The organism is Sinomonas sp. T428B (assembly GCF_056780155.1).
Genome location: NZ_JBRAZR010000001.1, coordinates 992,958 through 1,010,439, shown reverse-complemented (window position 1 = coordinate 1,010,439; position 17,482 = coordinate 992,958). Strand labels below are relative to the sequence as shown.

Genomic DNA, 17,482 nt, shown 5'->3' with positions numbered 1-17,482 from the left:
AGCGCAAGCAACTAATTCGTCAGGAGGTTCACATGGGCATCGCCGACGACGCCGTCGAGGTGCGCGCACAGGGCTGGCGGACGCTCGCTGCGCTGCACGGGCTCATCGAGGCCGCGCTCGAGCGCGCGCTCTCCGCCGAGGCCAAGCTCTCCGTGGTCGAGTACACGGTCCTCGACGCGCTCAGCCGCCAGGACGGCTGGCACATGCGGATGCAGCAGCTCGCCCGCGCGACGGCCCTGAGCCCGAGCGCGACGACGCGCCTCGTCAACCGGCTCGAGGACCGCGGCCTGCTGACGAGGATCCTCTGCGCCGACGACCGGCGCGGCCTCTACACCGAGCTCACGGCCCAGGGGCGCCAGCTCTACGAGAAGGTCCGGCCGGTCCACGACGCCGCGCTCGAGGCCGTCCTGGCAGAGGCGGAGGAGCAGCCCGAGCTCGCGCCGGTCGTCGCGGCCCTCGGCGCGGCGGCGCCGCTCACGCGTGCGGCCCCACGGTGACGGGCCCGATGGTGAGCTCCGCGTCGCCCTCGAGGACCTCGCCCACGCGGGCCGCCTGCTCCTCGAGCTCCCTGCGCTGGGCGGCCGTCAGCCGCCTGAGCGGCTCGACCGTTATCGCGACCCTGCGGCCGGACCGCTGGTGGTGCCACACGCCGGCGACGACGCCGTCGACCAGCAGCACGGGGTAGTTTCCGGCCTGGCCCCCGGAGAGCGCCCGCTCCGAGGCCCGGCCGGGGAACAGCAGGTCCCGCGGCTGGCAGCCGATGGCGTAGGCATCGAAGTACGGCAGGAGCCGGACTCCCCTCGCCAGCGCCTGCGACGGGTGCGCGTCCTCGGCCCTGGCCCACACCGGGGTGCCGTCGAGGCTCACGGGGGCGAGCTCCGCTGACACGGCCTCGAAGTACCCCTTCGCCGCGGGCGGGGGCAAGCCGAGCCAGCGGGCGAAGTCCCCGGGCGTGGCCGGCCCGTAGGCGTGGAGGTAGCGGCGCACGAGTTCGGCCCCGGCCGCTGCGGGGGCCAGGGGCTCCAGGTCCGGGAGGTAGCGGTGCGGGTTGGTGTAGGTGACGGCACGGCCGCGATTCGGGCCGAAGCAGAGCACCCCGCGGGCCGCCGCGGGGTACATGGCCGGCCGCCAGCGCGGCCAGAGCCCCTGCCAGGCGGGCACCACGAGCTCCCCCGCCCAGGCGCCGGCCCGCTCGACGACCGCCTCGGTCAGCTCGTCGAGGGTCAGCTCGGCGTCCCGCAGGGCCTCGCCGACGGCGTCGATGACCTGCTCGGTCTGCTCCCGGGTCATGAGCGCCTCGGGTGGAAGGTGGGTCGGAGGAGTCCAGAGCGCGTCGAGCGCCCCGGCCCACAGCGGCAGGTCCTCGGTGGGCAGCAGGTGCGCCGTGCCGCGCAGGCCGAAGGTCCTGACGAGGGTGTGGTCCCCCTCGAGGGCGGCCTGCACCGCGGAGCGGTTCGTGCCGCGGAGCCTGAGCCCCACGGAGAGCTCGGCGGCGGACATCACCTGGGCGTGCGCCCCGGAGATCGCGCGGACGGCGTCGGCCGGGCTCGCATCCATCCACGGCTCGGCCAGCCCATGCCGCGCCAGCCGCCTGCCGCACACTTCGGCCCAGGAGAGCCTGGCCGCAGGGTCGTCGCCGCTCATCCCACGAGCTCGGTCACGAGCTGCCCGCCGCCGAAGACGCAGATGTCCTTGTCCGCGGGGATGGCCGAGCGGATCTGGGCCAGGAGCTCGCCGAGGTCCACGGAGACGAGGCGGGTGTTGCCCTTGACGGGCAGGGACGCGTCATGGGTCACGACATAGCTGGGGACCGTAGACCCCATCCCGCCGCTGCCCATCTCCCGGTAGGTGTTGGCCCCGATGACGTAGGCGCCGGTCCTGCGCTCGGTCTCCTCGAAGCCGTAGTCCTCGCCCTTGGCCATGGCGTCGTTCAGCCAGGCCAGGTCACCGCTCTTCGAGCGGATGTAGCCGTCCAGGCTCGCGGCCATCCCGGCGAAGACGAGGCCCATGGGAGCAGACGGTAGGCGCGCCCCCCGCCGTCGTCAACGGCTTGGTCGGATCCGCGAACCGCCCGGTTCAGCTCCGCCGGAATGCTGCGACGACGGCGGCGAGATCGTCGGCGCCGTGCCCGGCCTCGAGCGCGTCGGCGTACACGCCCGCGAGCGCCTGCATGAGATCCGGGCGCGCCCCGGCCTCGCCCATGGCCTCGAGGATGAGCCGCGTGTCCTTCGCCGCGCCCTCGAGCGGGAAGCTGGTCGGGTACTCGCCGGCGATCATGGCCCGGCCCTTGACCTGCGCATAGGTGCAGTCGGAGGCGCCGCCGGCGATCGTGTCGAGGAACAGCTGCGGGTCCAGCCCCAGCCGGGACGCCAGGTCGATGGACTGCGCGGCCGCTGCCACGACCGAGACGACCCACGAGTTGGCGACGAGCTTGAGCCGGTGCCCGTCGCCCGGGCGCTCCCCCACCCAGACCGTCCGCGCCGCGACGGCGTCGAAGACGGGCACGACGGCGGGGCGCACCTCCTGCGGCCCGGCCGCGAGGACTGTGAGCTTGCCCTCTTCGGCCGGCTGCTTGGTCCCCATGACGGGTGCGTCGACGAAGCCGACGCCGGCCTGGGCGGCCTGTGCGGCGAGCCGCTCCGTCGCCTCAACCCCGAGGGTCCCGCTCTGGACCCAGACCGCGCCGCCGGACATCGCCGGAAGGGCCTCCTCCATGACGGCGGAGACAGCCGCCTCGTCGAAGAGCATGGTCACGACGACATCCGCGCCGGCGACGGCTGCAGAGGGAGAATCGGCAACGACGGCTCCGTCTGCTGCGAGCGGCTCGGCACGCTCCCGGCTGCGGTTCCAGACCCGCACCTCGATGCCCGTCTTCGCGATATTGCGCGCCATCCCGGCGCCCATGATCCCGGTCCCCAGAACGGCCACGGTCGTCATCATGCGCTTCTCCCTCTAAATGTCAGATGTCTGCAATCTTACACGCTTGGGTGACGGGCTAGCCGGGAGCAGGCCAACGGCAAGAGTCCCGGCGCCGATGGCACCGGGACTCTTGCTCTTCCGGGGGCGCGGGCGGCGCTCCCAGGGTCAGGAGACGTAGAGCGGGACGGGATGGATCTCGTCGGCAGGATGCCCTGTCCGCTCGTGGATCTTCCGCACTGCATCGGCCGACGGCGCCTCCGACAGGCAGAAGACATCGCCTGACTCGGGGTCCGCCCAGGCCATCTTGAAGTTCACCTTCTCGTCGTCCTGGATGGCGAGGTCCGCGTCGTGGGCGTCGCGCAGGCCCTGGGCGGTGATTCCCACCATGTTGTGATGAACGTCCATGAATTCCGGCATGACTACCACCAATGGCACTGGTTACCGATAGGGACGGCGCCAGATTAAGTCCGCCCCGACCGGTGGTCAATGGACGGCGAAGCCCTGATGCGAGGCCCGGCACGCTAGCGTGGGCCGCGGAAACCGAACAGAAGGAGCACGCATGTCCCGCATCGCGATCGTCGGGGGCCACGGCAAGGTGGCCCTCCTCCTCGCTCCCCTCCTCGTCGGCCGGGGCGACGAGGTGACCTCGATCGTCCGCAACCCGGCGCACGTGCCCGAGGTCGAGGCGACGGGCGCCCTGGCGGTGGTCGCCGACGTCGAGCGCCTCGACACGGCCGGGATCGCCGACCTGCTCGCCGGGCACGACGCCGTCGTGTGGTCCGCGGGGGCCGGCGGCGGGAACCCGGAGCGGACCCGGGCCGTGGACCGCGAGGCGGCCATCCGCTCGATGGACGCCGCGGCGGCCGCCGGGGTGCCGCGGTACGTCATGGTCTCCTACCTCGGCGCCCGGCCGGACCACGGCGTCCCCGCGGACAACCCGTTCTTCCACTACGCCGAGGCCAAGGCCGCCGCGGACGAGCACCTGCGCGGCACCGCCCTGGACTGGACGATCCTGGGCCCCTCCACCCTCACGCTCGAGCCCGGCACCGGCCGCATCTCCCTCGCCAACCCCGGGGACACCGGGAGCGTGAGCCGCGAGGACGTCGCCGCCGTGGCCGCCGCGGCCCTGCGCGAGCCGCGCACCGTCCGGCAGTTCGTCGGCTTCGTGCAGGGGCAGACGCCCATCGACGAGGCGCTCGGCGCGCTGTGAGCGCCACCCCCGCCCGCCCCTTCACCGGCCTGAGCGCCTTCCCGCTCACGCCGCTGGACGAGTCCGGCCTCGACGAGCGCGCGTTCGCCGGGATCGTCGAGCGGCTCGCCGCGGCCGGCGTCGACTCGATCGGCGCCCTCGGCTCGACGGGCAGCTACGCGTACCTGGACCGGGAGGAACGACGCCGCGTGCTCGCCCTCGCAGTCCGCCACGCCGCGGGCACGCCGGTCCTCGCGGGCATCGGCGCCCTGCGCACCCGCGACGTCCTGGCCCACGCCGCTGACGCGCAGGAGGCGGGCGTCGCCGCCGTCCTCCTCGCGCCCGTCTCCTACCAGCCGCTCACCCCGGACGAGGTCTTCGGGCTCTACCAGGACGTCACGGCCGCGCTCTCGGTCCCCCTCGTGGTCTACGACAACCCCGCCACGACCCGGTTCGCCTTCACCCACGACCTGCACGCGGCGATCGCGCGCCTGCCGCACGTGGCCTCGATCAAGATCCCGCCCGTGCCGCTCGACCCGGACGCCGCCCGCGAGCGCATCGAGGGCCTGCGCGCCCTCCTGCCCGCGGACGTGGCCCTCGGGATCAGCGGCGACGCCTCGGCGGCGACCGCCCTCGCCGCCGGCTGCGACGCGTGGTACAGCGTCCTCGCCGGCGTCCTGCCCGAGCCCTGCCTCGCGATCGCACACGCGGCGCACGACGGCGGCGCCGCGGCGGCGCTCTCGGCCCGCCTCGAGCCCGTGTGGGCGCTGTTCGCCCGGCACGGGAGCCTGCGCGTCACAGCGGCGATCGCCGAGGAGCTCGGCCTCGCGTCCGGGCCCATCCTGCCGAGGCCGCTGCGCGGGCTGGGCCCCGAGGCCCGGGCGGACGTCCGCGCGGCGCTCGTGCAGACGGGCCTGAGCAGCGGGGTACTGTAGGCCCCACAGGCTTGAGTACCCGGACATTCACAGAGGGAGCGCATCGTGGCAGGACCCATCGTCGTCGGAGTTGACGGCAGCGTGACGGCAGGACGGGCGGCGGAGGCCGCGCGGGACATCGCGGCGGCCCTCGGGGCGCAGCTGCACGTTGTCTCGGCGTTCGAGAGCGACCGCACCGAGGTGCTCGGCAGCGGCAGCGACACGTGGATCGTCTCCGACGCCGATACGGCGCTCGGCATCGCGAAGAACACCGCGGAGAAGATCGGCGCCGAGGGCCTCACGGTGACCCACTCGGCCGCGCGCGGCAAGCCCGCCGAAGCGATCGTGGCCGAGGCGGAGCGGCTGGGGGCGCGCATGATCGTCGTCGGAAACCGTCGGATGCAGGGCATCGGCCGGGTCCTCGGGAGCGTGGCCAACACGGTCGCCCACACGGCGCCCTGCGACGTGTACATCGTCAAGACCGTCGACTGACGCTGGCGTGGCCCCCGCCGCATGCGGCGGGGGCCACGGTGCCCCGCGCTCCCTCCCTGGGTAAACGGCCCGAAACAGTTCAGCCGGGCATGATCTAATGCATGGGTGCCGTGGCCGCGGCACGTGCTCGGGAGACAGGGAAACGATGGCAGAAGTGGGCGTTCCAGAAGGTCAGTACTGGTTTGTGGGGGCGTATCAGAGCGACCGCGAACCGCACGACCAGACGGAGCGGTTCCTCGCCGAGGGCATCTGGGAGAACGGGTTCGAGGACCGCTACCTCGACACCGTCAAGTCGATGAAGGTCGGCGACCAGATCGCGCTCAAGGCCACCTACGTGCGGAAGAAGAACCTCCCCTTCGACCCGCGCGGGCACGCCGTCTCCGCCATGGCGATCAAGGCGACCGGCACCATCACGGCGAACCCGGGCGACGGCCGCAAGGTCGGGGTCTCCTGGACGCGCCTGGACAGCCCGCGCGAGTGGTACTTCTACACGGGCCGCCACTCGATCTGGAAGGTGACCCCCGGGCACTGGATGCGCGAGGCCCTCCTGCGCTTCGCCTTCTGGGGCGAGGCCCAGGACACCGACAGGTTCCGCAACGACCCGGCGTGGGCCAAGCGCTTCGCCGACCTCCAGCCCAAGCCCGAGCAGAACTTCGAGTGGGCCGCGTTCTACGAGGAGGCGGCGACGGCGCTGCTCGCCTTCCGCAACCGCCGCCCCGAGCTCCTCTCCCACCTGCGCGAGATGCAGGAGCGGCACGAGGTGCTCGGCGTCCTCATGGACCGCGACTGGCGGGACAACCCCGTGCCGCTGCGGGACATCTGCCCGTTCACCGTGATGGGCACGTTCAACCGCGGCTCGACGCCGGAGAAGCGCACCGCGATCGCCGCGGACTGGGCCCAGCTGCTCGGCGTGAGCACGCCGGCGCCGTCGAGCTTCGACGGGATCCCTCTGCTGAACAGCCAGAACTCGTGGTTCTTCCCGACGGCGGGCACCCGGCAGAAGGACGACATCGACACGCTCTGGGACGTCTTCGAGGCAGCGATCGCGGCGGCGGACAGCTCCGAGGACCACGCCCGGATCCGCTTCGCGGCCGCGTACAGCCGCGCTCGAGACATCTACCGGGTGGGCACGAAGCTCACGATGGGCCTCTTCTGGATCCGGCCGTGGAACTTCGTCCCGCTCGACGGCCGCTCGCGCCAGTACCTCAAGACCGAGCTCATGCTCGACCAGGACTTCTTCACGGCCGACGGCACGGCCTACGTGACGCTCATCGACACGCTCGCGTCCAAGTTCGAGGACCCGCAGTTCGCCGTGCATTCCTTCCCCGAGCTGTCCTGGACGGCGTACCTCGAGCGGGACGGCCGGGGCGCCCACGCCGACACCAGCGGTGCCGACGAGGCCCCCGAGCCCGACGACGACGACCCGACGCCCGTCTCGCCGCAGGCCAGCTACACGGTCCACGACATCGTCACCGACGGCTGCTTCCTGCCCGAGTCCGCGCTCAACGGCTACCTCGCGCGCTGGCGCTCGAAGAAGAACCTCATCCTCCAGGGCCCTCCCGGCACCGGCAAGACGTGGCTCGCCCGCCGGCTCGCGTACGCGCTCATCGGCACCAAGGACAACAAGTCCGCCCTGCGCGCCACGCAGTTCCACCCGAACTCGAGCTACGAGGACTTCGTGCGCGGCTGGCGCCCCGGCTCGGACGGCAAGCTCACGCTCGTGGACGGGCCGTTCCTCGAGATGGTCGAGCGGGCCAACGCCAACCCGGACGTGCCGCACGTGGTCCTGATCGAGGAGATCAACCGCGGCAACCCCGTCCAGGTGTTCGGCGAGCTCCTGACCCTCATCGAGGCCGGTAAGCGCTCCCCGCGCGAGTCCCTCCAGCTCGCCTACCCGCGCTCGGGCACCGAGAGCGTCCACGTGCCGAGCAACCTGTACATCATCGGCACGATGAACCTCGCGGACCGCTCGCTCGCGATCATGGACCTCGCCTTCCGCCGCCGCTTCGCGTTCGTCTCGCTCGAGCCGGCCGTGAACGAGGCCTGGGAGGAGTGGATGTCGCTGCGCCACGGCGTCGCGGCGCGCGAGCTCGAGCTCGTCCGGCACCGCTTCGAGGCGCTCAACGACCGGATCGCGTCCGATCCGGCCCTCGGCACGGAGTTCCGGCTGGGGCACTCGTTCGTCACGCCCCCGGCCGAGGAGCGCGTGAACTCGTTCCCGGACTGGTTCCGCGGCGTCGTCGACACCGAGATCGTCCCGACGCTCGAGGAGTACTGGTTCGACGACGCGGCCAAGGCCGAGGCGGCCTCGGAGGCGCTGCTCGAAGGACTCGAGTGACGGAGCCTCCCGGCCACGGCTCCTCTGAGCAACCGGAGGTGCAGCAGCCGACGGCGCAGCAGCCCCCGGCCGCCGCCGACGGGTCCGTCGTCGTCGCCGGCGGCGTGCGCATCCCCGTGCGCAACGTCTGGCTCCTGCTGCTGTACGCCTCGGAGTTCTACCAGTCGGGGCCGGAGGCGTTCGACGGGATCGAGGAGTACCCGGAGAAGCTGCCCGAGCTCCTCGCCGAGGTGCTCGTCGCGAGCACTGAGGACCGGCTGCGGCGGCCGCTCACGCCGTCGTTCGCGAAGACCTCGCGGGACCTCTCGCGGGTCCGCGGCGGCATCGACACCCTGCGCACCGAGTCCCACCAGCTCCTCTCCCGCGGCCTCGTCGCGTGCCGGTTCGAGGAGCTCACGGTTGACACGCCCCGCAACCGCCTCATCCGGACCGCCCTGGACTCGATCGCGCGGCTGTGCTCGGACGAGGAGCTCATCCGCCGCTGCCAGGGCCAGTCGCAGCGGCTCGAGCGGCTCGGCGTCGGCCGGGTCGACCTGCGCGCGGGCCAGCGCGACGCCGGGGTCCGGCTCACGCGCAACGACGCCCAGGACCGCTCGGTGCTCCTCGCCGCCCGGCTCGCCCTCGAGCTCGCGCTCCCGTTCGGGCGCACGAATCCCGGGCACGGGCGGGGCCAGCTCGACGAGCGCCAGTTCCGGCACCTCTTCGAGCGGGCCGTCGGCGGCTTCTACACGGTGCACGGGCGCCCGCGCGGGTGGACCGTGCAGCGCGGGCGCAAGGTCGGCTGGAACGCGCTCAGCCCCACCCCGGGCATGGCCGCCGTCCTCCCCCACATGGTCACGGACGTCTGGATCGACAGCCCCCGCAGCGGGCGGCGCCTCATCGTCGACACGAAGTTCACCCCGGCGCTCCGGGCGGGGCGGTTCGCGCGCGAGACGCTCGACAGCGGGCACCTGTACCAGCTCTACACGTACGTCCGCGAGCAGGAGGACCCGGCCGACGCCGCGTCCCTCGTCGCCGGCGGCCTCCTCCTCTACCCCTCGGCGGGGGCGTCCCTCGCGGAGTCGTTCAAGACCGCGGGGCACCGGCTCGGCGCCGCGACGGTGGACCTCTCGGTCGAGTCTGTGCTCGTGCGGGACCAGCTCATCGCGGTCGTCGCCCCCTACCTCTCGGACCCGTCGGCCTGAGACCATTCCCTTCATGGGTGAGGTCGCCGACTACCTGGAGTCCCTCGACGGGCGGGACCGCGCCGTGCTGGAGCGGATCGTGGAGATGGCCCGGGAGCTCGCACCCGAGGCGACGGAGGGGCGCTCGTACGGGATGCCCGCGCTGCTGCTGCAGGGCAAGGGCTACGTGAGCGTCCTCGCGACCAAGAAGCACCTCGCGATGTACCCGTTCAGCGGCCAGATCCTGCCGCAGCTCGCGGACGAGCTCGAGGGCCGCGACTGGGCGCCCGGGACTCTCCGGTTCACCGCGGACGACGCCGTGCCGGAGCCCCTCGTGCGGCGCATCCTCGAGGCCCGGATCGCCGAGATCGGCCCGCCGCGCGGCTGAGCGGGCTAGTGCCGGACTCCGGGCGGAATGCACGCGTCACGGTTGGCCTGCGCCGCCGAGGGGTACCAGAGGGTCCGGGCGAGGGCTACCCTCGAACCAAGATCTCTGTCGTTGCCTGGGGGTGGGCATGTTCGCCGGGGTGGAGACCGCCGGGGCCTTCCTGGCGGCGCTCGAGGCCCTGAGCTCCGATGACGAGCTCAGGAAATACAAGCGCGCGTTCCCCCTCGCCCGGAAAGGTGGGGACAGGTTCCTGGGCGTCCGCATGGGGGACGTCTTCGAGCTCGCCAAGGCCTCCGGTGACATGCCCCTGGACGAGGTCGAGCGGCTGCTCGAGAGCCCCTGGCACGAGGCCCGGGCCGGGGCGGTGTCCATCCTGGACTTCCAGGCCCGGCGCCGCACGACGACGCCGGCACAGCGGCGCGAGCTCTACGAGCTCTACCTGCGGCGGCACGACCGGATCAACTCATGGGATCTCGTCGACCGCGCGGCCGCGCACGTCGTCGGCGGCTACCTCGTAGACAGGCCGCGGGACCAGCTCTACACGCTCGCCCGCTCGTCCTCACCGTACGAGCGGCGCACCGCCATCGTGGCCACGATGCACTTCCTCTCGCTGGGCCAGACCAGGGACACCTTCGCGATCGCCGGGATCCTCGCGGAGGATCCGGACCCGGTCGTGCAGAAGGCCGTCGGCTGGGCGCTGCGCACCGCCGGGAGCCCGGGCCTCGAGGACTTCCTCGAGCGCTGGGCGCCGCACATGGCGCGCGTCGCGCTCCGCTACGCCGTCGAGAAGCTCCCCAAGGAAACGCGCGAGCGGTTCCTCAAGGCCCAGTCGCTCAAGGCATCCTGACCCCGCCTACCCCCGGGGCGCGCACGCGTCGAGCAGCTCCCCCGCCCGCCGGTGCTCCGCCTCTGTCATCCACAGCCCGTAGGCCGACTTCACCGCGACGATGCGCGCCGTGTACTCGCACCGGTACGCCTTGTTCTGCGGCAGCCACGTCGCAAGGTCCGAGGCGCCCTTGGCCTGGTTCGCCTCGCCGTCGACGGCGAGCAGGTTCGCCGGGTCGTTGGCGAACTGCTCCCGCCGCTGCGCGGTCCACTGCTGGGCACCCTTCTGCCACGCGTCGGCGAGGGGGACGACGTGGTCGATCTGCACCTCCGCGGAGCGCGGCCCGCGCACGAAGTCGATCCGGGTGCCCGTGTACGGGTCCTCGAGGGTCCCCGAGGCCACGACGCACTCATGCGTTCCCTCGCGGAACGCCACGCCCGTGAGGTCGCGGGCGAGGACGTCGTTGCGGGTGTCGCAGCCGTTCCGGTCCACGTCGGCCCAGGCCTGGCCGAACTCGCTGCGCTCGTAGCCGCCGGTTCCCGCGCGCCCCTTGACCGGGATCCCGCCGAGCTGGGCGCGCGCGGCGGCGAGCTCGGCCGCCGGGAGCGTGTCTGCTTCGGCCTCTGCGCCAACCGGGAGAGGCCAGCCGGGCGGAGCGACCCAGCCCGCGGCCCACGCAACGCCCCACAAGGCCGCGAGAACGGCCAGAACGCCGATCACCTTGGCCGCCCCGCCCGCGATACTGCCCACAGTCCCCCACCTTCCACTCCTGCTTCGGACCCCAGTACATCAGGGGGGACCGACAGTCGTGGAACCGGCATGGGCGAGGACGCCGGCCGGGCCCGTCGGCTATACGGGCCCGGCCTGCGCGCCATCAGGACTCAGGAGAAGGCGATGTCCTTCGTGCGGTGGTCGTACGCGATGGTGACCGGCCCGCCGTCGTGCGCGAGCTCGTGGTTCGCGCCGTTGAAGGTGCCGAACGCGCCGTAGTTCTCGTCCCACGACCGGTTGATGGCGATCTTGAAGGTGTAGTGCCCGGCGGGAAGCTCCACGGTGCGCACCCAGCGGCGCCCGTGCGCGTCGAAGCCCATCTGGACAGCGTCGGGCGTGGGCTCCCAGTCCTCCTCGGCACCAAGGTACTTCGCGAAGTCGCCGGCGATCGCAACGGCCTCGGGCTGGTGCAGGTCGACGACGATGGGCGCCTCGGCCCGTTCCTCAGCGGCCGGGACAACGGCGAGCGGCGACTCGGCGTCGCCCTCGAGGGCCTCTGCCAGCTCGGCGGGGGCGGCCGTGACGGCGGGCGCGAGAACCTCCTCCGCGGGCGCTGCGGCTGCGGCCTTCTTGGACGCGCGGGCCGGAGCCTTCTTGCGCTCGGCCTTCTTCGGGGCAGGAGCCTCGGTGGGGACCGGGGTGTCGGCCGGGACCGGCGTCCCGGCGGCGAGGGCCTCGGCGAGCGCGGCCGCGGTCGGGAACGCTACGGTGGCGCGGAGCCCGTCCTCCGTGATGGTCCAGCCGGAGCGGCCCTTGACCATCCAGCCCGCCTTGACGAGCTTGGCCGTCGCCGCGGTCAGGGCCTTGTGTCCGCGCGGGATGCCGCCCGAGAGGAGGAACGCCTCGTGGTCATTGAAGGGGACCTGCTCGACGGCGGCGGCCAGCACGGCGCGTGCGTCGGCGGCCTCACCCGCGAAGGCCGCCTCGGCCAGGCCGTCCAGCACTGCCTTGAGCCGGAGGTCGGACTGCTCGGCCTTCTCGGTCGTCGCTGCCTTCGATGCCGTCGCTGCCGTTACAGTCTTCGCTGCCTTCTCTGTCCCGTTTGCGTTCCTCGCCATTGCTACCCTTCCCATAGGTTCACTAGGTGCGGTCCGCGGCGCGCAGAGCGCGCCCGTCCCCCTTCACATGCTGGTCTGTTACTCCCGGGTCACCTTGTCGGTGACCGAGTGTGACACGCCGAACACGGGATGATTCTCCCACCCTTCACGACCGTGGTTTCCACAGGGTTACGGCGGTGCAACAGAAAAGAGCGGAAGACGGCCTCGAAGACTGTCGGAGGGGTGTGCTTCGCTGGGGTCATGTTCTTCCTCGAGGACCGCCGGCTCGTCTTCTCGGCATCGGATCTGGTCACGGCCGCCGAGTGCGAGTTCGGCCTCCTGCGCCGGCTCGACGAGAAGCTCGGGCGCGCCGAGCGGCTCGATGTCTCAGACCCCATGCGGGAGCGCGCCGCCGCCCTCGGGGATGTCCACGAGCAGGCCGTGCTGCAGGCCTACCGCGACGAGTTCGGGCCATGGACGCCGGGCAGGGCCGGCGGCGTGGCGGAGATCGAGCCGGCCGCGGACATGGACCGGGCAACGCTCGAGGCCAAGCATGCGGAGTCGATGGCTGCCCTCGCAGCGGGGGCGGACGTCGTCTTCCAGGCGAGCTTCTTCGACGGCGACTTCCACGGCCGGGCGGACTTCCTCGTCCGCGGCCCCGGGGGCCGCTACGCGGTCTTCGACACGAAGCTCGCCCGCCACGCCAAGACCACGGCCCTGCTGCAGCTCGCGGCATACGGCGACCAGCTCGCTCGGGCCGGCTTCCCGCCGTCGGACGCCGCGACCCTCATCCTCGGCACGGGCGAGAGCGAGTCGTTCAGCCTCACCGACCTCGTCCCGGCCTTCCGAGAGCGCTGGGCCCGGCTCCGCGCGCTGGCCCTGACCCATGCTGGGCAGGACTCCCCCGCGGCCTGGGGCGCGCCGGGCGTGGCCGCGTGCGGGCGCTGTGAGTACTGCGCCGTGCAGGTCGAGGAGCACCGCGACCTCTTCCTGACCGCACGCATGACGGCGCCGCGGCGGCGCGCGCTCAACGCCCGCGGCGTCTTCACCATCGAGCAGCTCGCCGCGCTCGAGCCCGAGGGGGACGAGGTGCTCGCAGGCCTCATCGCGCAGGCGCGGCTCCAGACGGGCGCCGTGGCGGGCGACGGCGGCGGGCTGGCCCCGGGGCACGAGGGCTCGCCCGAGCACTGGGTCCGGTATGAGGTGGTGCCCGACCACGGGCTCGGAGCCCTGCCCCCGCCGTCGCCCGGCGACGTGTACTTCGACTTCGAGGGGGACCCGCTGTGGTTCGACCGGACCTCGCGCACGTGGGGGCTCGAGTACCTCTTCGGCGTCATCGAGGCTCCTTCTCCGGGCGCGGGGGCTGCGGAGCCCGTGTACCGCTCCTTCCTCGCGCACACCCTCGCCGAGGAGCGCCAGGCCCTGGTCGACTTCGTCGCCTACATCGAGAAGCGGCGCGCCGAGCACCCGGGCCTGCACGTCTACCACTATGCCGCCTACGAGAAGGCCGCCCTGCGCAAGCTTTCCGTGCGGCACGGCGTGTGCGAGGCCGAGGTGGACGGGTGGCTGCGCGACGGCGTCCTCGTGGACCTGTACCAGGCCGTCCGCAGCGGGATCCGCATCTCCGAGCGCTCGTACTCGATCAAGAAGCTCGAGCCGCTCTACATGGGCAGCGAGCTGCGCACCGCGGAGCTCCAGGGCGGCGCCGCGTCGGTGGAGATGTACGCGCGCTTCACCGCGGCCCGCGAGGCCCGGCGCGAGGGCGAGGCTCGGGACCTTCTGGGCCTGATCCTCGAGTACAACCGGGACGACTGCGTCTCGACGCTGCGGCTGTGCGAGTGGCTGCGCGGCCTCGCCGAGACCCATCCGTCGTCGGGGCGCGCGGCGCACGCGGCACTGTCGTCGGCGCGCGAGGAGCGCGAGGCGCGGCCGCCGGTCCCCGTCGATCCCGACGAGGCCGCGCTCACGGAGTTCGTGGCCCGACGGCGAGCCGCCCGCGCCGAGTCAGGCCCCGCGGGCGGCCAGGACGCCGCCGACGATACGGCCCTGGGGCTCCTCGCCGCGGCCGTCCGCTTCCACCCGCGCGAGCGGAAGGCGTACTGGTGGGCCCACTTCGACCGGCTTGAGCGGCCCCTCGACCGGCTCGAATCGGTGCGGAACGCGTTCATCGTCGAGGAGGCCGAGGTCGTCCACGACTGGGAGCCCGACGGGCGCCTGTTCGGGCGCACGACCCGGCTCGTGGGGACTGCCACCCCGGGCTCGGACTTCCGGGAGGGCACGACGTGGTTCCGGGAGTTCGAGCAGCCGCTGCCCGAGGGACTCGAGCCGACGGATCCCCTCGGAATAGGCCGCAGCGGCATGAGCGGCACCGAGATCCTCGGGATGGGCCGGGAGGGGGACCGCGATGTGTTCACGGTGCGCGAGAAGTGCACGAACAGGGTGCCGCCGTACGCGCAGCTGCCGGTGGCCCTCACCGAGGATGCGCCCATTCCGACGGGCTCGATCGAGGCTGCCCAGCGCGAGGTCGCGCGGCAGGCGGCCCGGGCCCTCCCCGGGCTCCCGGCCCAGCCGGCCGTGGACGTCCTGCGCCGGATCCCGCCGCGCACGGCAGGCGCCGTCCCGCTGCCTCCCGCCCCTGAGAGCGTGCACGACGGCGACGGGCTCGTCGCGGCGATCGAGGCCGCCGTGCGCTCCCTGGACCACTCGTACCTCGCGGTGCAGGGCCCGCCGGGGAGCGGCAAGACTCACGTCGGCGCGAGCGTGATCGCGGGGCTCGTCACGAGCGGCTGGAAGGTCGGGGTCGTGGGCAACTCGCACAACGTGGTCGAGAACCTGCTCACGCGCTCGGTCGCGGCCGGCGTGCCCTCGGGATCGGTCGCGAAGAAGCACAGGAGCGGTCTCGCGCCCGAGGACATGGATGTTCCGTGGCCGCCCGCCCACCGGCGGAACGGGTCCGTCGGCGAACTCGTGGCGTCTCCGGGCGGCTGCCTCGTGGGCGGAACGGCGTGGCAGCTCACGGGGCAGGAGATTCCGGCCGGGTCCCTCGATCTCGTCGTCATCGACGAGGCCGGCCAGTTCTCCCTCGCGAACACGGTCGCCGTGAGCCGGGCGGCCCCCCGCCTGCTCCTGCTCGGCGACCCGCAGCAGCTCCCCGAGGTGAGCCAGGGGCAGCATCCGGAGCCGGTCAACGAGTCCGCGCTCGGCTGGCTCGCTGCCGGTGAACGCGTCCTCCCGTCCGAGTTCGGCTACTTCCTCCCGGAGTCATGGCGGATGGCTCCCGCACTCTGCGAGGCCGTGTCGCGGCTCTCGTACTCCGGGCGCCTGCGCTCCGCCCCCGCGGCCACGGCCCGTCGGCTCGACGGCGTCCCCTCCGGGGTGGCCGTCCGCTGGGTCGAGCACAGCGGCAACGCCACGAGCTCGCCCGAGGAGGCCGACGCCGTCGTGCGCGAGGTCCAAGCCCACGTGGGGCTCACATGGCACGACGAGGCCGGGGCGCGCGTGCTCGACGCGTCCGACGTGCTCATCGTCGCGCCGTACAACGCCCAGGTGAACCTCATCCGCGAACGCCTCGACAACGCCGGGCTCTCCACGGCGAGGGTCGGGACCGTGGACAAGTTCCAGGGGCAGGAGGCCGTCGTCGTGATCGTGTCGATGGCGTGCTCCTCCCCCGCCGAGGCGCCCCGGGGCCTGGACTTCCTGCTGAACCGGAACAGGATCAACGTCGCGGTCTCCCGGGGGAAGTGGCGGGCCGTGATCGTGCGCTCGCCGCAGCTCACCGCGGCTCTCCCCCGGCGCCCGGCCGCGCTCGAGGAGCTCGGGGCCTTCATCGGGCTGTGCGGGGGCTGACCCGTCAGAGAACTGCGGCGCCACACGACTGCGGCCCCAGACAGGAGTCCGGGGCCGCAGGATCCGTCGCGGGGTCTCAGTCCGAGGTTCCCGAGCAGACCGCCATGGCGCCGGGACCCGAGGCCGACTCCTGGGACACGATCGTCCCGTCGATGACGATCTCGCAGCTCACCTGGGCATCGTTGTTCTCGAAGTCGGCCATGACGGACAGGGTGGAGAACACGAGGCCGGTCTCCGTGATCTCCTTGTCCCAGTTCGCCGTGATCCGCTCGTTCTTCGATCCGTTGGTGTCGCTGTAGTCGACCTCGGCCGGGCCGTTGGTGGTGACCTTGTACTGGACGGTGTGCTGGGCGTTCGCCTGGGCGGAGAACGTCTCGCTGATCTTGGAGAGCTCATTGGTTGCCGACGACAGGACCGCGGCGGTGAACACGTTCACCGCGATCGAGATGATGATCGCGACGACGGAGAGCGCCGCACCGGTGATGGCGAGCGGCTTGCCGCCGAGCTTGCGCACGAGCGCGATGACGCCGCAGACGACGCCTGCGATGGCGAAGGCGATGGCGACGAAATTCACGAACGGGATCCAGCTCAGAAAGAAGGCGAGCCCGCCGAGGACGAGGGCGACGATCGCGAGGACCTTGCTCTGCTGCGGACCCGGAGCGCCGTACTGCTGGCCCAGCTGCCCGTACTGCTGACCGGGCTGCCCGTACTGCTGACCGGGCTGGCCGTACTGCTGGCCGGGCTGCCCGTAGGGCGCCTGCCCCTGCTGCCCCGGCTGGCCGTACTGCTGGCCGGGCTGCCCGTACTGCTGGCCCGTCTGGGTGTACTGCTGCCCCGTCTCGGCCAGCGGCGTGTGCTGCTGTCCGGGCTGTCCGTACTGCTGCCCCTCCGGCTGCTGGCCCTTCTCCTGGCCCTGCGGCTCCTGCGGTGTGCCGTCTGTCGGCGTGCTGCTGCTCATCGAGTCCCCCTCTGGCGCGAGCGCGCGCCCCTTCCGGCCCCCTGCCGGAACGCCCAAGCGCGCTGGGTGTGAGTATTCCACGCCATGGGGCGGAATGCTGCGGTTCGCGCGCTCCCTGGGGGTCGGTGTTGTTCAGCCCGCTCGGACGCCTGCGGCGAAGAGACCTGCCCCCACGTACGGGGCGAGCCGGGCGCGCTGCTCCTGGCTGAGCCGGATGAGCGCCCCGGTGGCCTCGTCGACGAAGGCGAGCTGCGTCGTCGCGCGCACGCACTCGTGGCCGTCGATGGGATCGTGGACCACGTAGTCGAGCGTCAGGGCGGCGGCCTTGAGGCCACTCACCCAAACGTCCACCTCGGCGGGCACGTTGCGGTAGTCGAGCGGGCGCAGGTAGCGCACGCGGTGCTCGACGACGAGCGCCAGGGTCCCGTCGGGGACCGCGGAGAAGAGCGGGACGAGGGGCTCGACCCCCGCCGCGCCCGTGCCCCCGGGAGGGCCGAAGGCCGCGATCCGGGCCTCCTCGAGCATGCGGATGATCTCGACGTTGTTGATGTGCCCGTAGGCATCCATGTCTCCCCAGCGCATGGGGACGCGCACGCGGAGCCGGCCCCCGCCATCGTGCGCCCCGCCCGCCGACTCCCCGG

Annotated in this window: 17 protein-coding genes; 9 read left to right on the top strand and 8 right to left on the bottom strand. The window is 72.6% G+C overall.

The window, feature by feature from the left end; translation table 11 throughout:
- Positions 1-32: 32 nt before the first annotated feature.
- Entirely contained in the window at positions 33-497 is a 465-nt protein-coding gene (locus tag ACUYMY_RS04710; RefSeq protein ID WP_481702465.1) for a MarR family winged helix-turn-helix transcriptional regulator, read from the top strand.
- Here the strand turns inward: ACUYMY_RS04710 and ACUYMY_RS04705 are convergent.
- The 4 genes from ACUYMY_RS04705 to ACUYMY_RS04690 all read right to left on the bottom strand — a co-directional run bounded on the left by ACUYMY_RS04705 (position 475) and on the right by ACUYMY_RS04690 (position 3,324).
- The gene (locus ACUYMY_RS04705; protein ID WP_481702464.1) at positions 475-1,644 is read right to left on the bottom strand and encodes a winged helix DNA-binding domain-containing protein; all 1,170 of its coding nucleotides are present in this window, start codon (positions 1,642-1,644) and stop codon (positions 475-477) included. The genes ACUYMY_RS04710 and ACUYMY_RS04705 overlap by 23 nt on opposite strands.
- Entirely contained in the window at positions 1,641-2,009 is a 369-nt protein-coding gene (locus ACUYMY_RS04700; RefSeq protein ID WP_481702463.1) for a dihydrofolate reductase family protein, read from the bottom strand. The genes ACUYMY_RS04705 and ACUYMY_RS04700 overlap by 4 nt, the downstream gene beginning before the upstream one ends.
- A 67-nt stretch (positions 2,010-2,076) precedes the next feature.
- A complete protein-coding gene (locus ACUYMY_RS04695) occupies positions 2,077-2,940 on the bottom strand; it encodes an NAD(P)-dependent oxidoreductase (RefSeq protein ID WP_481702462.1) in 864 nt (287 codons plus the stop codon).
- A gap of 144 nt (positions 2,941-3,084) precedes the next feature.
- The gene (locus ACUYMY_RS04690; RefSeq protein ID WP_481702461.1) at positions 3,085-3,324 is read right to left on the bottom strand and encodes an SCO4226 family nickel-binding protein; all 240 of its coding nucleotides are present in this window, start codon (positions 3,322-3,324) and stop codon (positions 3,085-3,087) included.
- A gap of 154 nt (positions 3,325-3,478) precedes the next feature.
- Here ACUYMY_RS04690 and ACUYMY_RS04685 point away from each other — a divergent pair, with 154 nt between their 5' ends.
- The 7 genes from ACUYMY_RS04685 to ACUYMY_RS04655 all read left to right on the top strand — a co-directional run bounded on the left by ACUYMY_RS04685 (position 3,479) and on the right by ACUYMY_RS04655 (position 10,250).
- Positions 3,479-4,129 carry an SDR family oxidoreductase gene (locus ACUYMY_RS04685; protein WP_481702460.1) on the top strand — a complete coding sequence of 217 codons (651 nt, stop codon included), beginning with the start codon at positions 3,479-3,481 and terminating at the stop codon, positions 4,127-4,129.
- Positions 4,126-5,043, top strand: coding sequence for a dihydrodipicolinate synthase family protein (locus ACUYMY_RS04680; RefSeq protein ID WP_481702459.1), 918 nt, complete (start codon positions 4,126-4,128; stop codon positions 5,041-5,043). The genes ACUYMY_RS04685 and ACUYMY_RS04680 overlap by 4 nt, the downstream gene beginning before the upstream one ends.
- A gap of 45 nt (positions 5,044-5,088) precedes the next feature.
- Entirely contained in the window at positions 5,089-5,514 is a 426-nt protein-coding gene (locus ACUYMY_RS04675) for a universal stress protein (protein WP_481702458.1), read from the top strand.
- A 184-nt stretch (positions 5,515-5,698) separates the two neighbouring features.
- Complete coding sequence (locus tag ACUYMY_RS04670) at positions 5,699-7,852, top strand: McrB family protein (protein WP_481702457.1); 2,154 nt, start codon at positions 5,699-5,701, stop codon at positions 7,850-7,852.
- A 38-nt stretch (positions 7,853-7,890) separates the two neighbouring features.
- A complete protein-coding gene (locus ACUYMY_RS04665) occupies positions 7,891-9,036 on the top strand; it encodes a 5-methylcytosine restriction system specificity protein McrC (protein WP_481702456.1) in 1,146 nt (381 codons plus the stop codon).
- A 13-nt stretch (positions 9,037-9,049) separates the two neighbouring features.
- On the top strand, positions 9,050-9,403 hold the full coding sequence (locus tag ACUYMY_RS04660) for an iron chaperone (RefSeq protein WP_481702455.1): 354 nt from the start codon (positions 9,050-9,052) through the stop codon (positions 9,401-9,403).
- A 127-nt stretch (positions 9,404-9,530) separates the two neighbouring features.
- A complete protein-coding gene (locus ACUYMY_RS04655; RefSeq protein ID WP_481702454.1) occupies positions 9,531-10,250 on the top strand; it encodes a DNA alkylation repair protein in 720 nt (239 codons plus the stop codon).
- Positions 10,251-10,256: 6 nt separating this feature from the next.
- Here the strand turns inward: ACUYMY_RS04655 and ACUYMY_RS04650 are convergent, their stop codons facing one another.
- Together ACUYMY_RS04650 and ACUYMY_RS04645 are read right to left on the bottom strand one after the other, a co-directional pair.
- The gene (locus ACUYMY_RS04650) at positions 10,257-10,979 is read right to left on the bottom strand and encodes an HNH endonuclease family protein (protein WP_481702453.1); all 723 of its coding nucleotides are present in this window, start codon (positions 10,977-10,979) and stop codon (positions 10,257-10,259) included.
- A 131-nt stretch (positions 10,980-11,110) separates the two neighbouring features.
- A complete protein-coding gene (locus ACUYMY_RS04645; protein ID WP_481702452.1) occupies positions 11,111-12,058 on the bottom strand; it encodes a pullulanase X25 domain-containing protein in 948 nt (315 codons plus the stop codon).
- Between the two features lie 240 nt (positions 12,059-12,298).
- Between ACUYMY_RS04645 and ACUYMY_RS04640 the strand changes: the two genes are divergently transcribed.
- A complete protein-coding gene (locus tag ACUYMY_RS04640) occupies positions 12,299-15,883 on the top strand; it encodes a TM0106 family RecB-like putative nuclease (protein ID WP_481702451.1) in 3,585 nt (1,194 codons plus the stop codon).
- A 76-nt stretch (positions 15,884-15,959) separates the two neighbouring features.
- On the opposite strand, the gene ACUYMY_RS04635 is transcribed toward ACUYMY_RS04640, so the two are convergent.
- Together ACUYMY_RS04635 and ACUYMY_RS04630 are read right to left on the bottom strand one after the other, a co-directional pair.
- Entirely contained in the window at positions 15,960-16,841 is an 882-nt protein-coding gene (locus ACUYMY_RS04635; RefSeq protein WP_481702450.1) for a DUF4190 domain-containing protein, read from the bottom strand.
- Positions 16,842-16,973: 132 nt separating this feature from the next.
- Positions 16,974-17,423: an acyl-CoA thioesterase gene (locus ACUYMY_RS04630; protein WP_481704960.1), complete on the bottom strand. Its 450-nt coding sequence runs from the start codon at positions 17,421-17,423 to the stop codon at positions 16,974-16,976.
- Positions 17,424-17,482: the final 59 nt, after the last annotated feature.